The sequence below is a fragment of the Microbacterium sp. Leaf436 genome (assembly GCF_001424715.1).
Lineage (GTDB): Bacteria > Actinomycetota > Actinomycetes > Actinomycetales > Microbacteriaceae > Microbacterium.
The window spans coordinates 395,360-410,643 of record NZ_LMRB01000002.1 but is presented as its reverse complement, the minus strand read 5'-3'; the positions used below and the strand labels follow the sequence as shown (position 1 = coordinate 410,643).

At 71.8% G+C, this 15,284-nt stretch carries 15 protein-coding genes; 13 read left to right on the top strand and 2 right to left on the bottom strand.

All coding sequences use genetic code 11. The features are described 5' to 3' along the window. The first annotated feature begins 116 nt into the window (after positions 1-116). The 5 genes from ASG45_RS06255 to ASG45_RS06235 all read left to right on the top strand — a co-directional run bounded on the left by ASG45_RS06255 (position 117) and on the right by ASG45_RS06235 (position 4,854). Entirely contained in the window at positions 117-1,769 is a 1,653-nt protein-coding gene (locus ASG45_RS06255) for a thiamine pyrophosphate-binding protein (RefSeq protein WP_055834300.1), read from the top strand. After that, complete coding sequence (locus tag ASG45_RS06250; protein WP_235561577.1) at positions 1,766-3,199, top strand: FAD-binding oxidoreductase; 1,434 nt, start codon at positions 1,766-1,768, stop codon at positions 3,197-3,199. The genes ASG45_RS06255 and ASG45_RS06250 overlap by 4 nt, the downstream gene beginning before the upstream one ends. Positions 3,200-3,278: 79 nt before the next feature. Continuing rightward, entirely contained in the window at positions 3,279-3,512 is a 234-nt protein-coding gene (locus tag ASG45_RS06245; RefSeq protein WP_055834297.1) for a hypothetical protein, read from the top strand. Continuing rightward, entirely contained in the window at positions 3,509-4,093 is a 585-nt protein-coding gene (locus tag ASG45_RS06240) for a hypothetical protein (protein ID WP_055834294.1), read from the top strand. Before ASG45_RS06245 ends, ASG45_RS06240 begins: the two co-directional genes overlap by 4 nt. 245 nt (positions 4,094-4,338) lie before the next feature. Continuing rightward, positions 4,339-4,854, top strand: coding sequence for a hypothetical protein (locus ASG45_RS06235; RefSeq protein WP_156459390.1), 516 nt, complete (start codon positions 4,339-4,341; stop codon positions 4,852-4,854). 95 nt (positions 4,855-4,949) lie between these two features. Here the strand turns inward: ASG45_RS06235 and ASG45_RS06230 are convergent, their stop codons facing one another. Further along, positions 4,950-6,332 carry an MFS transporter gene (locus tag ASG45_RS06230; RefSeq protein ID WP_055834288.1) on the bottom strand — a complete coding sequence of 461 codons (1,383 nt, stop codon included), beginning with the start codon at positions 6,330-6,332 and terminating at the stop codon, positions 4,950-4,952. Positions 6,333-6,450: 118 nt separating this feature from the next. On the opposite strand from ASG45_RS06230, the gene ASG45_RS06225 reads away from it, so the two are divergent. The 6 genes from ASG45_RS06225 to ASG45_RS06200 all read left to right on the top strand — a co-directional run bounded on the left by ASG45_RS06225 (position 6,451) and on the right by ASG45_RS06200 (position 13,105). Beyond that, the gene (locus ASG45_RS06225) at positions 6,451-7,914 is read left to right on the top strand and encodes a fumarylacetoacetate hydrolase family protein (RefSeq protein WP_055834285.1); all 1,464 of its coding nucleotides are present in this window, start codon (positions 6,451-6,453) and stop codon (positions 7,912-7,914) included. Further along, entirely contained in the window at positions 7,911-8,603 is a 693-nt protein-coding gene (locus tag ASG45_RS06220) for a GntR family transcriptional regulator (RefSeq protein WP_055834282.1), read from the top strand. Before ASG45_RS06225 ends, ASG45_RS06220 begins: the two co-directional genes overlap by 4 nt. 44 nt (positions 8,604-8,647) lie before the next feature. Further along, positions 8,648-10,144: a 5-carboxymethyl-2-hydroxymuconate semialdehyde dehydrogenase gene (gene hpaE, locus ASG45_RS06215; RefSeq protein ID WP_055834279.1), complete on the top strand. Its 1,497-nt coding sequence runs from the start codon at positions 8,648-8,650 to the stop codon at positions 10,142-10,144. Between the two features lie 48 nt (positions 10,145-10,192). After that, positions 10,193-11,353 (top strand): 3,4-dihydroxyphenylacetate 2,3-dioxygenase, encoded by a 1,161-nt coding sequence (gene hpaD, locus ASG45_RS06210; RefSeq protein WP_055834276.1) that lies wholly within the window; start codon positions 10,193-10,195, stop codon positions 11,351-11,353. A 181-nt stretch (positions 11,354-11,534) separates the two neighbouring features. Next, positions 11,535-12,320, top strand: coding sequence for a fumarylacetoacetate hydrolase family protein (locus ASG45_RS06205; protein WP_055834273.1), 786 nt, complete (start codon positions 11,535-11,537; stop codon positions 12,318-12,320). Then, entirely contained in the window at positions 12,305-13,105 is an 801-nt protein-coding gene (locus ASG45_RS06200; protein WP_055834270.1) for an aldolase/citrate lyase family protein, read from the top strand. The genes ASG45_RS06205 and ASG45_RS06200 overlap by 16 nt, the downstream gene beginning before the upstream one ends. Here the strand turns inward: ASG45_RS06200 and ASG45_RS06195 are convergent. Further along, a complete protein-coding gene (locus tag ASG45_RS06195) occupies positions 13,099-13,938 on the bottom strand; it encodes a helix-turn-helix transcriptional regulator (RefSeq protein WP_055834267.1) in 840 nt (279 codons plus the stop codon). The two genes, ASG45_RS06200 and ASG45_RS06195, sit on opposite strands and share 7 nt — an antisense overlap. Before the next feature lie 101 nt (positions 13,939-14,039). Here ASG45_RS06195 and hxlB point away from each other — a divergent pair, with 101 nt between their 5' ends. Together hxlB and hxlA are read left to right on the top strand one after the other, a co-directional pair. Beyond that, positions 14,040-14,615, top strand: a complete 576-nt coding sequence (gene hxlB, locus ASG45_RS06190; protein ID WP_055834264.1) for a 6-phospho-3-hexuloisomerase — start codon at positions 14,040-14,042, stop codon at positions 14,613-14,615. A gap of 37 nt (positions 14,616-14,652) precedes the next feature. Next, positions 14,653-15,276 (top strand): 3-hexulose-6-phosphate synthase, encoded by a 624-nt coding sequence (gene hxlA, locus ASG45_RS06185; RefSeq protein ID WP_055834260.1) that lies wholly within the window; start codon positions 14,653-14,655, stop codon positions 15,274-15,276. The last annotated feature ends 8 nt before the right edge of the window (positions 15,277-15,284 follow it).

The window sequence follows — 15,284 nt, the reverse complement described above, 5'->3', positions numbered from 1 at the left end:
CACTCCCGTCAGGCGCACGAGGTCGTGCGTCGCTGCTCGAAAAAAGGGCACGTAGCGCGAGAACCGCGCGAGACACATACGGCTCATTCCCGTTCCTGTTTCGCGAAAGGCTCGTCATGCCCATCGTCTCCGCGCACGTCGCCCACACCCTCGGCCGCCACCTCGACCACGTCTTCGGCGTGATGGGCAACGGCAACGCGTACTTCCTCGACGCCCTGCATCGCCACACCGACGCGGCCTTCACCGCGATGCGGCACGAGGCCGGCGGAGTGGTCGCCGCCGACGCGCACTATCGCGCCTCGGGGCGCATCGCCGCCGCCACCGCCACCTACGGCGCCGGCTTCACCAACACCCTCACCGCTCTGGCCGAGTCGGCCCAGGCGCGCATCCCCCTGCTCCTCGTCGTCGGCGACGAGCCCACGTCGGGCCCGCGCCCCTGGGGTGTCGACCAGGTCGCGCTCGCGTCGGCGGTCGGGGTCCGCACGTACACCGTCGGCGATCGCGACGCCTCGGCCACCGTGCTCATCGCCCTCGAGCACGCCCTGACGTACCGCGTCCCCGTCGTGCTGGCGATCCCGTACGACGTGGTCATGCGCGAAGCGGGGCCGCTGACGGATGCCGGCACCGTGACGATCCCCGCCCCCCTGCCCCCGCAGGGACCCGCGGCCTCCGCCGCGCTCGACCGCATCGCCGACGCCCTCGCCGGCGCCGCGCGCCCCTTCCTGCTGGCCGGACGGGGAGCCTGGCTCGCCGACGCCGGCCCCGCGCTCGGTCGGCTCGCCGCGCTGACCGGGGCGATCACGGCATCCACCGCCCTCGGCCGCGGCATCTTCCCCGACACCACCCACGACCTCGGCGTCACGGGGGGCTTCGGCGCCGAGGGCGCGATGGAGCTCGTGCGCGAGGCCGACGTGGCCGTCGTCTTCGGCGCGGGGCTGAACCAGTTCACGATGCGCTTCGGCGAGCTCTTCGCCCCCGGCACGCGGGTGTTCCAGGTCGACGTGGCGCCGACGGCGACGCACGCGCAGGTGGGCGGGTTCGTGCGGGCGGATGCCGCGCTGGCGGCCGATGAGATCGGGAACCGCCTGCGCTCCCGCGGCGCGGTGTCGTCGGGGTGGCGCGACCGCATCGATGTGGCGCCGCTGCGCGAGCAGGAGAGCGGCGAGGGTCTGGCCCCCGACGGCCGGCTCGACCCGCGCTCCGCCGCCGCACGGATCGGCGAGCTGCTCCCCGAGGACCGCGTCGTGGTGTCGGACGGTGGGCACTTCCTGGGCTGGTCGAACATGTACTGGCCCGTCTCCTCACCCGACCGCGTCATGATGATCGGCACCGCGTACCAGTCGATCGGCCTCGGCTTCCCCTCGGTCGCCGGGGCGATCGCGGCCCGCCCCGACACCACCGTCGTGCTGACGACCGGCGACGGCGGCGGACTCATGGCCATCGCCGACCTCGAGAGCGCGGTACGCACGGCCGCCGGCCACGGCATCGCCGTCGTGTGGAACGACGCCGCCTACGGCGCCGAGATCAACCTGTACGGCCTCAAGGGCCTCGCCCGCGAGCCGATGCTCATCCCCGAGGTCGACTTCGCGGCCGTCGCGCGCGGCTTCGGCGCCGAGGGAGTGGTGGTGCGCGAGGTCGCCGACCTCGAGGCGCTGGCGGAGTGGACCCGGCGCGACCCCGCCGAGCGGCCGTTCCTGCTGCTCGACCTGCGCATCAGCGGCACCGTGATCGCGCCGTACCAGCGCGAGATCATCCGGGTGAACTCGTGAGCATCGTCGGGCTCGCCGCTCCGGGAGGCTCCGGCGACCCCGGCGACGGCCTCGACGCGCCGAGCGGCGGCACGGGTGAATCGGGGGACGTCCTCGACGAGCTGCGCGCCAACCTCGGCGAGCGCCTGCTCGACGACCCCGCGAGTCTCGCCGCGTACGCCGTCGACAGCTCGCGCGCACAGCCCGAGGGCCTGCCGATCGCCGTGGTCCGGGCGACTTCGACCGGCGACGTCTCGACCGCCCTGGCGTGGGCGCACGCCCGCGGCATCCGGGTCTCCGTCCGCGGCGCGGGCACCGGGCTCTCCGGCGGGGCCGTGGCCTACGCGGGCGGGCTCGTGGTGTCGTTGGAGGCGATGGATCGGATCGTCTCGATCGACGCCGACAACCGTCTCGCCGACGTCGAGGCGGGCGTCGTGACGGCCGACCTGGATGCCGCCACCCACGCGCACGGCCTCTTCTTCCCGCCCGATCCGGCGAGCGCGCAGTGGTCGACGATCGGCGGCAACATCGCAACCAACGCCGGAGGCCTGCGCTGCGTCGCCCACGGCGTGACCACCGACGTCGTGGCCGCCCTCGAGGTGGTGCTCGCCGACGGGCGGATCATGCGCACCGGCGCCCGCACCCGCAAGAACACCACCGGCTACGACCTCACGAGCCTGTTCTGCGGCTCGGAGGGCACGCTCGGCGTGATCACGGCGGCGACCGTGCGCCTCAAGCCCGTGCCGCCGGGGCAGCCCCGCACCTTCCGCGCGAGCTTCGACGACATCGAGGACGCCGGCCGAGCGGTCACGGCGATCGTGTCGGGCCCCGCCGCCCCCGAGGTGCTCGAGCTGATCGATGCGCGCAGCGTCGAGATCATCGAGGCGTTCCACCCGAGCGGCCTCCCCTCCCCCGGCGCGGCCATGCTGGTCGGTCAGACCGTCGGGCTCACCGCCCCCGACACCGCCGAGGCGATCACCGCGATCTGTCGCGCGCACGGCGCCGTCGAGACCGAGGTCTCCGACTCCGACAGCCTGCTCGAGGCCCGGCGCCTCGCCAACCCGGCGCTCACCGCGCAGGGGCTGCGGGTGTCGTGCGACGTCGGCGTGCCGGTCTCGCAGCTGGCGACGGTGTTCCGCGGAATCGGCGAACTGGCACAGCGGCACGGTCGGCGCATCGCGATCGTCGCGCACGCGGGCGACGGCAACCTGCACCCGACCGTCGAGGCGGGAGACAGCCCCGCCGAATACGCCGCCGCGGAGCTGGTGATCGACGACATCACGCACCTGGCGCTCTCGCTCGGCGGCACCATCTCGGGCGAGCACGGCATCGGCTCGGTCAAGCGTCACGAGCTCCCCTGGCAGCAGGATGCCGTGGCCCTCGACGTGCAGCGCGCGATCAAGGCCGCGCTGGATCCCCGTGGCATCCTGACACCGGGGCGGGCGATCTAGCGACCGGACGCCCGCGGAGCCGACCGCCCGTGGCGGACCGGCCCGCCGGCGTCGCGGGCCGCCGGTACGGTGGTGACGCATGGGGACCAGAACGCGCCTGATCGCCTCGGGCACCGCGATCGCGATGATCAGCGGCGCCGTGGTGGTGCTGTACTTCTTCCAGCCGTGGCGGAGTTGCGATTACGAAGACACCTCCGGGGGCTGCTCGATGCTCCCGAACGACGCCGCCGCGATGGGTGTGGCGGCGTTGGTCTTCGTCGTGGGGATCGTCGTTCTCGCGGCGGGCCTGCTGATTCGCCGGGTGCCCACGTGATCGAACCGCGCACCCTCGAGACGAGGGGAAGGTTGCCTCGCGTCTGGTGGATCACGGTGGTGTGCGGTGTCCTGATCATGGGCCCCGTCGTCTTGGCCGGCTCATACCTCTGGGCTCGGCACCAGTACGAGAACGGCCCCGACGTGGACGGCGTCCTCTGGCGCCAGGTGGCATCGGTCGAGGACCCCTTCGACAGGGCTCTGTACTCACCGACGGCCGGCTCAGTCACGGCCCTTCTCGACGCGCTCGACGGCGACCGATGGGATGGCAGCCCGGAGGGGGCGGACGCCCTGGACTTCTCCCGACCCACTCTGGTCATCCATGACATCGAGGAGCACACGAACGCGGTCGCCTTCCGGGTCTTCCTCTCGTCGGGAGAGCGCCCCGGTCCCCCCGGCCGGCGAGCCCGGCTGCCGTGGGAGTCCTCGGCGTACTTCACCTGTTACGGAGTGACCGTGACCTTCACGGGTTCCTCCCCACCCTCCGTCGTCAGAGCCGACGAGCGCGCGTGTCCGAGCCTCCTGGTCTCACGGATGCCATCCGACTCGGTGTACATGGTTCCCTCGACCTTTTCCGGGTGAGGCAGATGCCCTCTCGACGCGTCGACGGTCGCTGACGCCGCGACCCCTCGCCCACCCGTGCACGCGAATGTGCTGTGCGCGCACGATCGATCCTCATCCCTGTCGCGGGGGCGCCCCTCTTCCTACGCTCGCGTCATGCGCAGAATCCGACGGCACGGGACCCCGGTCCTGCCGTCGGGCGCGCGGGTCGGGGTCGCACGGGTCGAGGGCGCACAGGTCGAGGTCGCACGGGTCGAGGGCGCGCGATGACGATGGAGCTCCTGACGCACGGCGCCGCCCTCCTCTGCTCGGGGATTGCTGCGTGCTGCGCGCGGTCGGGTCCCCCGGCGGAGCGTCGAGAGCGGGTCGCCACGTCGGCGCTCATGACCGCGGCGATGATCGATTCCGCCGTCCTGCACGCGGCCCCTCCCATCCTCTGGGCGGCCGTCCTCCTCGGGGTCGCGATCGTCGTGAGCGCGGGGCGCCGGCTGCGCGCGGGGCGCGGCGGTCACGGCATCCACACCCCCGCGGGGCTCGTCGTCATGGCCGCCCTGATCGCGTCGACCACGCACGGCGACCCGGGCGCCGCCCCCGCCGCCGCCCATGCCCACGGCGGGATGGCGGTCGGCTCCGCGACCCTGGCCTGGCTCTGCGTGGCCCTCGCCGTCGCGCACGTCGTCGCTTCGGCGCACCGGGCGCTGAGCGGATCACGCGCGGATCGCGCGCACCATGCCGCGATGGGTGGATCGACCGCGCTGATGGCCCTGGCGGTGCTGCTGTGAGCCGCACCCCGCGCGATCCGGCGACCGCTCCCTCGCACCCGCACGACGAACGGCCCCGCCGCGGCTGCGCGCGACGGGGCCGTTCTCTCACCGGGTCAGACGCGCGAGAGCCCGCGGATCGGGCTGACCTCCTGCTCGGCCTCGTGGTCGGGGCCGAGGGGGATGCCGCTGCGGTCGCGCAGCAGCAGCGTCGCGACGAGGCCCAGCACCGCCATGATCGCCAGGTACACCGTCACCGACACGGTCGTTCCGGTCTGCTCCACGAGTGCCGTCGCGATGGTCGGGGCGAACGCTCCGCCGAGGATGGCGCCGAGAGCGTAGGCGATCGAGACGCCCGAGAAGCGGATGGATGCCGGGAACAGCTCGGCGTACAGCGCGGCCTGGGGGCCGTAGGTCAGGCCGAGGCCGACCGTGAGCAGCATGAGGCCGACCGTCAGCAGCACGATGCTGCCGGAGTTGACGAGCGGGAACAGCGCCACGATCGCCACGAGCATCGAGATCCATCCGATGATGTACGTGTTGCGGCGGCCGATCTTGTCGCCCAGCCACCCGCCGAGCCACGTGAAGATGAGCCAGGTCACCGCCGACAGGGTCACGGCGCCGAGCACGTCGGCGGTCGCGAGACCGAGGGGACCGTCGGGGTTGGTCGCGTAGCGCTGAATGTACCCACCGGTGGTCATGTAGCCCACGGCGTTGTTGCCGGCGAAGACGAACGCGGCGATGAGCACGAGCAGCGAGTGCTTGCGGAACAGCTGCACGATCGGCATGCGGGTCTGCTCCTTGCGCTCGGCGAGTTCGACGAACACCGGGCTCTCCTCGACCTTCCGGCGCACGTAGTAGCCGACGAGGATCAGCACGAACGACAGCAGGAACGGCACGCGCCATCCCCACGCGAAGAAGGCGTCGCCGGGGGCGATCAGGGCCATCAGCCCGAGCATGCCGCTCGCGAGCAGCAGGCCGAGGGGCACGCCGAGCTGCGGCGAGGCGCCGAACAGGCTGCGCTTGGTCTTGGGGGCGTGCTCGACGGCCATGAGCACCGCGCCACCCCACTCGCCACCGGCCGAGATGCCCTGCAGCACGCGCAGCAGGATCAGCAGCACGGGGGCGGCGACGCCGATCACCTCGTAGGTGGGCAGCACGCCGATGAGCGTGGTCGAGGCGCCCATCATGATCAGGGTCAGCATCAGCACGACGCGGCGGCCGTACTTGTCGCCGAGGTGACCGGCGAGGAAGGCGCCGAGGGGTCGGAACAGGAAGCTCAGACCCACGGTGAGGAACGCCAGGATCTGCGCGATGCCGGGGCCGGCGGGCGCGAAGAACAGCTGGCCGAAGACCAGGCCCGCGGCCGAGGCGTAGAGGAAGAAGTCGTACCACTCGACGGTGGTGCCGACAACGGTGGCGAAGACCACGCGGCGGCGGTCCTTCGTGGTGGAGATCGTACCGGTGGGCGTGAAGCCCTGCGGCTGAGAGCGGGACATGGGGACTCCTTCGAGACGTCATCGTCGGGCCCCGGGACGTCGTCGTCGGTGACGAGGCGTGGTGTTGCTGGGGCGTTCGTCATCGTATACGATTTCGGATACGACGCAAGGGAGCTCCATGAACGACACCGCTGACCCCCGGTTCACCGCCCTCGGCGGCCGCCCGGGAAAGATCGTGGCCGTCCACCTCTCCTACGTCTCCCGCGCTGACCAGCGCGGCCGCCGCCCGGCCGCCCCGTCGTACTTCTTCAAGCCGTCGAGCTCGCTCGCGGCCTCCGGATCCGAGATGGTGCGCCCCGCCGGCACCGAACTCCTCGCCTTCGAGGGCGAGATCGCGCTCGTAATCGGCGAGCCCGCCCGATGGGTGACTCCGGATGCCGCGTGGGCGCACGTGGCATCCGTCACCGCCGCGAACGACTTCGGTCTGTACGACCTGCGCGCGAACGACAAGGGGTCGAATGTCCGCTCCAAGGGCGGCGACGGCTACACCCCCCTCGGCCCCGCGCTGATCGACGCCCGCGACGTCGATCCCGCCGCCCTGCGCCTGCGCACCTGGGTCGACGGCGAGCTCGTGCAAGACGACTCGACCGCGGGGCTGCTCTTCCCCCTCACCCAGATCGTCGCCGACCTGTCTCAGCACTTCACCCTCGAAACGGGCGACGTCATCCTCACCGGCACCCCCGCGGGCTCGTCGGTGGTCACGCCGGGCCAGGTCGTCGAGGTGCAGGTGGATGCCGGCTCCCTGTCGAGCGGCCGACTCCGCACCGCGGTGGTCCAGGGCGACCGCGCCTTCGACGCCGCCCTCGGCTCACTGCCGGCGGTGGACGACACCCAGCGCACCGAGGCGTGGGGGTCGGCCGAGGCCGCCGGGCTCGTCCCCGCCGCCCCCGTCCTCACCGCGGCCCTCCGCGACAAGCTCTCGCGCGTTCCCGTCGCGGCCCTCAGCGGACAGCTGCGCAAGCGCGGCCTCAACGACGTCACGATCGACGGCGTCCACGCGCTGACCCCGGGCAGCCGGTTCGTGGGCACGGCCCGCACCCTGCGCTTCGTCCCCCACCGCGAAGACCTCTTCGCCTCGCACGGCGGCGGCCAGAACGCCCAGAAGCGCGCGTTCGACGCGGTGGAAGAGGGCGAGGTCATCGTCATCGAGGCGCGCGGAGAGACCGGATCCGGCACCCTCGGCGACATCCTCGCGATCCGCGCGCACGCCCGCAAGGCCGCCGCGATCGTCACCGACGGCGGCGTCCGCGACGCCGAGGCCGTGGCCGCGGTCGGCATCCCCGTGTTCACCGCCGGCACCCACCCCGCGGTCCTCGGCCGGAGGCACGTGCCGTGGGAGACCGATGTCGCCGTCGGCTGCGGCGGCACCACCGTCGAACCCGGCGACATCCTCGTCGGCGACGGCGACGGCGTCATCGTCGTGCCCCCCGCCCTCGCCGAAGAGGTGGTCGACGCCGCCCTCGCGCAAGAGGCCGAAGACGCGTGGGTCGCTCGGCAGGTGGCATCCGGTCACCCCGTGAACGGGCTCTTCCCGATGAACGCCGAATGGCGCGCGCGCTACGAGAGCGAGGGGCGCTCATGAGAGACGTCACGACCCCGGCGACGAAGAGCAAGTCGCAGCAGGCCTACCAGTGGATCAAGCAGCGCATCGCGTCGCAGGAGTTCACCCCCGGCTACCGCCTGGTCCTCGGCTCGATCGCCGGCGAGCTCGACATGAGCGTCGTGCCGGTGCGCGAGGCGATCCGTCAGCTCGAGGCCGAGGGACTGGTGATGTTCGAGCGCAACGTCGGCGCCCGCGTCTCGATGGTCGACGACACCGCGTACCGCTTCAGCATGCAGGCGCTGAGCCTGCTCGAGGGGGCGGCGACCGCCCTGTCGGCCCGGGCGCTCACCACCGACGACGTGCGTCGCGCGCGGCAGGTGAACGAGCTCATGGTCGAGACGCTCGAGCACTTCGATCCCCGCGCCTTCACCGCGTTGAACCAGGAATTCCACGCCATCCTGTTCGAGAAGTGCGCCAACCCGCGCATGCTCGAGCTGGTCCAGGCCGAGTGGGCACGGCTCGGGCACCTGCGCGACTCGACGTTCAGTTTCGTGCCCGGACGCGCCGCCGAGTCGGTGCGCGAGCACGAGAACATCCTCGTTCTCATCGAGACCGGCGCCCCGCTCGCCGAGATCGAGAAGGCGTCGCGGCGCCATCGCTCGGCCACCCTCGACGCGTACATGATCCACGAGCACCCCGACCAGGTGCTCGGCCTTCCCGCTTTCTGATTCCGGATGCCACCGGCATCCGCCCCTCCAACGAAGGAGCATCCATGACCCGCCGCATCCCGGCCGACCTGCCCGAGCGCATCCAGCACTACATCGGGGGCGCCTTCGTCGACTCGGTCGACGGCGACACCTTCGACGTGCTCGACCCGGTGACGAACCAGACCTACGTCTCGGCCGCCGCCGGCAAGAAGGCCGACATCGACCTCGCCGTCGCCGCCGCCCGCACGGCCTTCACCGAGGGCCCGTGGCCGCGCATGCTGCCCCGCGAGCGTTCGCGCGTGCTGCACCGCATCGCCGACCTCGTCGAGTCGCGCGACGAGCGCCTCGCCGAGCTCGAGAGCTTCGACTCGGGCCTTCCCATCACCCAGGCCCTCGGCCAGGCGCGGCGGGCGGCCGAGAACTTCCGCTTCTTCGCCGACCTGATCGTGGCGCAGACCGATGACGCGTTCAAGGTGCCCGGTCGCCAGCTCAACTACGTCAACCGCAAGCCGATCGGCGTCGCGGGGCTCATCACCCCGTGGAACACCCCGTTCATGCTCGAGTCATGGAAGCTGGGACCGGCGCTTGCGACCGGCAACACCGTGGTGCTCAAGCCCGCGGAGTTCACGCCCCTGTCGGCGTCGCTGTGGGCCGGGATCTTCGAGGAGGCGGGCCTTCCCGAGGGCGTGTTCAACCTGGTCAACGGGCTCGGCGAAGACGCCGGCGACGCGCTCGTGAAGCACCCCGACGTGCCGCTCATCTCGTTCACCGGCGAGAGCAGCACCGGGCAGCTGATCTTCGCCAACGCCGCACCCTCCCTCAAGGGCCTGTCGATGGAGCTCGGCGGCAAGAGCCCGGCGATCGTGTTCGCCGACGCCGACCTCGACGCCGCCATCGACGCCACGATCTTCGGCGTCTTCTCGCTCAACGGCGAGCGCTGCACCGCGGGCAGCCGCATCCTCGTCGAGCGCTCCGTGTACGACGAGTTCGTCGAGCGCTACGCCGCGCAGGCCGACCGGGTGAGCGTCGGCTACCCCGACGATCCCGCGACCGAGGTCGGGGCGCTGGTGCACCCCGAGCACTACGCCAAGGTCATGTCGTACGTCGAGCTCGGCAAGACCGAGGGGCGTCTGGTCGCCGGCGGCGGCCGCCCCGAGGGGTTCGACGAGGGCAACTTCGTGCGACCCACGGTGTTCGCCGACGTCGCCCCCGATGCGCGGATCTTCCAGGAGGAGATCTTCGGCCCGGTCGTGGCGATCACGCCCTTCGACACCGATGCCGAAGCTCTCGCGCTCGCGAACGACACCCGCTACGGACTGGCCGCCTACGTGTGGACGAACGACCTGAAGCGCGCGCACCTGTTCGCGCAGAACGTCGAGGCGGGCATGGTGTGGCTCAACAGCAACAACGTGCGCGACCTCCGCACCCCCTTCGGCGGGGTGAAGGCCTCGGGCCTCGGACACGAGGGCGGCTACCGCTCGATCGACTTCTACACCGACCAGCAGGCCGTGCACATCACGCTCGGCGGTGCCCACAACCCCACCTTCGGCAAGGCGCACTGACCCCGCCCCCGCCCCATCCCCCACTCGTCATACGCAAGGACGCGCACCATGGCAAAGCACACCGAAGAACAGAAGACCTCCTCGGGGTTCTGGGTGACCCAGGAAGCCCCCATCGTCTCCGAGAACCCCATCCCCACGCCCTCCTCCCCCGCGCCCGACATCCTGCGGTGCGCCTACATGGAGCTCGTGGTGACCGACCTCGCGGCATCCCGGGTCTTCTACGTCGACGTGCTGGGCCTGCACGTCACCGAAGAAGACGACGAGGCGATCTACCTGCGCTCGACCGAGGAGTTCATCCACCACAACCTGGTGCTGCGCCGGGGCGAGGTCGCCGCGGTCGCCGCGTTCTCGTACCGCGTGCGCTCGGCCGACGACCTCGACGCGGCGGTCGCCTTCTACGAAGAGCTCGGCTGCGACGTGCGCCGGGAGCCCGGCGGCTTCACGAAGGGCATCGGCGACTCGGTGCGGGTCGTCGACCCGCTCGGCTTCCCCTACGAGTTCTTCTTCGACACCGAGCACCAGGAACGCCTCTCGTGGCGCTACGACCTGCACTCCCCCGGCGAGCTCGTGCGCCTCGACCACTTCAACCAGATCACCCCCGACGTGCCCCGCGCGGTGAACTTCATGCAGTCGCTCGGCTTCCGCGTGACCGAGGACATCCAAGACGAAGAGGGTGTCGTCTACGCCGCCTGGATGCGCCGCAAGCCCACCGTGCACGACACCGCCATGACCGGCGGCGACGGCCCCCGCATGCACCACGTGTGCTTCGCGACGCACGAGAAGCACAACATCCTCGCCATCTGCGACAAGCTCGGGGCCCTCCGCCGATCGGATGCCATCGAGCGCGGCCCCGGCCGCCACGGCGTCTCGAACGCGTTCTACCTGTACCTGCGCGACCCCGACGGCCACCGCGTCGAGATCTACACGCAGGACTACTACACCGGCGACCCCGACAACCCCGTCATCACGTGGGACGTGCACGACAACCAGCGCCGCGACTGGTGGGGGAACCCCGTCGTGCCGTCGTGGTACACCGAGGGCTCGCTCGTGCTCGACCTCGACGGCCATCCGCAGCCGGTCCGCGCCCGCGAGGACTCGTCCGAGATGGCCGTGACGATCGGCGCCGACGGCTTCAGCTACACCCGCGCGCCCGAGGACACGGCATCCGCCACCCCCTCCGCCGAGTTCAAGCTCGGCAATCAGCTGTAGCCCGCCGGGCATGTCCCACTTCGTGCAGAAATCACCGCCGAACGTTGCACCAAGTGGGACACGCACCGCCCGCCCCACGCCTCCCCGCCAGGCATGTCCCACTTCGTGCGGAAATCGCGGCAGAAGCTCGCACGAAATGGGACACGCACCGTCCGACCGTGCCCCATCGACAGGAGACAGCATGCTCACCGACGCACAGATCGACGCCATCGCGGCCGAGCTCGCCGAGGCCGACCGCGCCCACGCGGTCATCCCGCGCATCACGGCGAGGTACCCGGATGCCACGGTCGACGACTCGTATCGGATCCAGGGCCGCTGGCGCGATACGCAGATCGCCGCGGGTCGCACGCTCGTGGGGCGCAAGATCGGCCTGACCTCTAAAGCGATGCAGCAGGCGACGGGCATCACCGAGCCCGACTACGGCGTGATGTTCGACGACACCGTCCACCACTCCGGCGCGCAGATCCCCGTCGACCACTTCTCGAACGTGCGCATCGAGGTCGAGCTCGCCTTCGTGCTGAAGGCGCCGCTCGAAGGCCCCGGCTGCACGCTCGAGGACGCCCTCGCCGCGATCGACTACGCCGTGCCCGCGCTCGAGGTGCTGAACTCGCACATCGAGCTCGAGGGCCGCACGATCGTCGACACGATCAGCGACAACGCCGCGTACGGCGCGATGGTGCTCGGCGACGTGCACAAACGCCCCGACGAGATCGACCTGCGCTGGGTCCCCGGCGTGCTGAGCCGGAACGGCGAGATCGAAGAGACGGGGGTCGCCGCCGGCGTCCTCGGCCACCCGGCGACCGGCGTCGCGTGGCTCGCCAACAAGTTCCACCAGCACGGCGCGCGCCTGGAGGCCGGCGAGATCATCCTGGCAGGATCGTTCACGCGCCCGATGTGGGTGTCGCGCGGCGACGACGTGCTGTGCGATTACGGACCGATGGGAACGATCTCGTGCCGCTTCGTCTGACCCCCACCTTCCGGGCCGCGTTGGCGGCATCCGATCGTCCGCTCGCCGGCATGTGGCTCTGCACGGGCAATCCCGTCGTCGCCGAGGTGGCCGCCGGCTCCGGCCTCGACTGGCTGCTCATCGACATGGAGCACTCGGCGACCTCGATCGAGCAGGTGCTCGTTCAACTGCAGGTCGTCGCCGCCTACCCGATCACCCCCGTGGTGCGCGTGCCCGCGAACGACGTCGTCACCATCAAGCGCGTCCTCGACGTGGGCGCGCAGAACCTCATCGTGCCGATGGTCTCGTCGGCCGACGAGGCCCGGGCCGCCGTTGCGGCGACCCGGTATCCGCCGCAGGGCGTGCGCGGAGTGGGCAGCGCCCTGGCCCGCAGCGCCCGCTGGAACCGCATCGACGGCTACCTCGCCGAGGCCGCCGAGCACGCGTCGCTGACGGTGCAGATCGAGACCACCGCGGGTGTCGCCGCCGCGGCCGAGATCGCCGCCGTCGAGGGGGTGGATGCCGTCTTCGTCGGCCCCTCCGACCTGTCGGCGTCGATGGGGCTCCTGGGGCAGCAGTCGCACCCCGAGGTCGTGGCGGCGGTGCACGCGGTGTTCGCCGCGGCGCGGGATGCCGGCACCCCGGTCGGCGTGAACGCCTTCGACCCGGCGGTGGCCGAGGCCTATCTCGACGCGGGCGCCGACTTCGTCGCGGTGGGGGCCGACGTGGCGCTGCTGGCGCGGGCGTCGGAAGCCCTGGCCGCGCGCTTCGTCAGCCCGCGCGGGGGTCTGCGCGAGAGCTACTGAGCGCGCGCCGTCCCCAGCGCCGCCAGCTCCGCGCGCGTGGAGACGCCGGCCTTCCGCAGCAGGTTCGACACGTGGAACTTCGCCGTGTTCTCGCTGATCCCCAGACGTTCGGCGATCGCGCGGTTGCGCGAACCCGCGACGACCAGGCTGAGCACCTCGCTCTCGCGGGGGCTGAGGTCGACGGCCTCGTCGAGGAAGTCGGGCCGCGGCGGCGGATCCAGCGGCAGCACGACCGACAGCTCGGAGCCCCACCCGGGCGTCGACGCGACGTCGAACGCCCCGTTGAGGGCACTCACCCGCTCGACGATCGGTCCGAGCGAATCGTCGTGGGCGGTGAGCGTGCCCGCCCCGTCGTCGCGGATGCCGATCAGCAGGTTGAGTCCGTCGCAGTCCCACTGGATGCGCACGCGGTGGGGCGTCCCCCGGTCGAGCAGGGCCAGCACGGCGCTGCGCACGATGGCCCGCGCCTCGTGGGCGACCTCGCCGGGCAGGGCGCGTCCGGTTGCGGGCGGCGCGACGAACTGCACGTCGAGGTCGCCGTGTCGCACGAGCGGGCGCAGGTCGGTGCGCAGCCGCGCGAACGCGCCGGTCACGGGTTCGAGCAGGGCGCTGCGCTGCTGGTCGGTCGAGGTGCGCAGAACGACGAGGGCGGCGGCCGCGGTCTCGACGGCCAGGGCACGGGCGGCGCGATCGTCGAGCCGCGCCGACCGCAGGATCGCCAGGATCGACTCGAGGGTCACCGCGTGACGGTCGGCCTGTTCGGCGACGATGCGTTCGTGTTCGATGACGAGCGCGCGCGACGCGGTCGACGACAGTTCGGGTGACTCACTCACGCGCCTAACCTAGCCCACCGGCAGGCACCTACCCGTTCGGGTAGGTAGACCCGTGCCATCGACCGGCGACGGTCACGCCCGGCGAGGCGGAGCATGGAGGCATGACCTCTTCCGACGCCCGCATCGCGGACTCCCTCGCCCGGATCTCCGGCGAGCTGACCGCGGTCGTCGACCGTCTCGTCACCGAGCCCGCCGGTCTCGACGGCGTCCTCGACGTGCTGACCGACGCCGACCGCGTCTTCGTCTTCGGCGCCGGTCGCTCGGGCCTGGCGCTGCGCATGACCGCGATGCGCCTCATGCACCTCGGCCTCGACGTGCACGTCGTCGGCGAGACCACCACCCCGGCCATCGGCCCCGGCGACGCGCTCCTGACCGCGAGCGGCTCGGGCACGACGGCGGGGATCGTCCGCGCGGCCGACACCGCGACCGAGGTCGGCGCGCGCATCGTCGCGATCACCACGGCCGCCGATTCGCCGCTCGGCCGCGCCGCCGACGCGCTCGTCGTGGTTCCCGCCGCGGACAAGCTCGACCGCTCGGGAGCCGCCTCGACGCAGTACGCGGGCGGTCTCTTCGAGCAGGCCGTCGTGCTCATCGGCGATGCGATCTTCGACGCGCTGTGGCAGCGCTCGGGACTCTCGGCCGACGACCTCTGGCCGCGCCACGCGAACCTCGAATGATTCCTCCCTCCCCACCGCAGAAAGTAAGGACACCCGCATGAAGCTGCAGTTCGCCATGGACACCCTCACGACCGAGGCCGCCCTCGACCTCGCCGCCGCCGCGGCGCCCCACGTCGACATCCTCGAGCTGGGCACGCCGCTCATCAAGAGCGAAGGCCTCTCGGCCATCACCGCGATCAAGAAGGCGCACCCCGACAAGATCGTCTTCGCCGACCTGAAGACGATGGATGCCGGTGAGCTCGAAGCCGACATCGCCTTCGGCGCCGGTGCCGACCTCGTCACCGTGCTCGGCTCGGCCGGCGACAGCACGATCGTCGGCGCGGTCACCGCGGCCAAGAAGCACGGCAAGGGCGTCGTCGTCGACCTGATCGGGGTGGCCGACAAGCCCGCCCGCGCCCGGGAGGTCATCGCCCTCGGCGCCGAGTTCGTCGAGATGCACGCCGGCCTCGACGAGCAGGCCGAAGAGGGCTTCACCTTCGGCACGCTGCTGCGCGACGGCGAAGCGGCCGGGGTGCCGTTCTCGGTCGCGGGCGGCGTCACCGTCGCGAGCATCGCCGACGTGCAGAAGTCGGGCGCGCAGGTCGCCGTCGCCGGCAGCGCCATCTACAGCGCCCCCGACGTGGGCGCCGCCGCGGCCGCGCTCCGCGCCGCGATCGTCTGACCGCAGCC

What these genes read in the sequence shown, in the direction of transcription:
- ASG45_RS06255 (WP_055834300.1), top strand. Translation starts at nt 117, where the DNA reads ATGCCCATCGTCTCCGCGCACGTCGCCCACACCCTCGGCCGCCACCTC.
- ASG45_RS06245 (WP_055834297.1), top strand. Translation starts at nt 3,279, where the DNA reads ATGGGGACCAGAACGCGCCTGATCGCCTCGGGCACCGCGATCGCGATG.
- ASG45_RS06235 (WP_156459390.1), top strand. Translation starts at nt 4,339, where the DNA reads ATGACGATGGAGCTCCTGACGCACGGCGCCGCCCTCCTCTGCTCGGGG.
- ASG45_RS06230 (WP_055834288.1), bottom strand. Translation starts at nt 6,332, where the DNA reads ATGTCCCGCTCTCAGCCGCAGGGCTTCACGCCCACCGGTACGATCTCC.
- ASG45_RS06225 (WP_055834285.1), top strand. Translation starts at nt 6,451, where the DNA reads ATGAACGACACCGCTGACCCCCGGTTCACCGCCCTCGGCGGCCGCCCG.
- ASG45_RS06220 (WP_055834282.1), top strand. Translation starts at nt 7,911, where the DNA reads ATGAGAGACGTCACGACCCCGGCGACGAAGAGCAAGTCGCAGCAGGCC.
- hpaE (WP_055834279.1), top strand. Translation starts at nt 8,648, where the DNA reads ATGACCCGCCGCATCCCGGCCGACCTGCCCGAGCGCATCCAGCACTAC.
- hpaD (WP_055834276.1), top strand. Translation starts at nt 10,193, where the DNA reads ATGGCAAAGCACACCGAAGAACAGAAGACCTCCTCGGGGTTCTGGGTG.
- ASG45_RS06205 (WP_055834273.1), top strand. Translation starts at nt 11,535, where the DNA reads ATGCTCACCGACGCACAGATCGACGCCATCGCGGCCGAGCTCGCCGAG.
- hxlB (WP_055834264.1), top strand. Translation starts at nt 14,040, where the DNA reads ATGACCTCTTCCGACGCCCGCATCGCGGACTCCCTCGCCCGGATCTCC.
- hxlA (WP_055834260.1), top strand. Translation starts at nt 14,653, where the DNA reads ATGAAGCTGCAGTTCGCCATGGACACCCTCACGACCGAGGCCGCCCTC.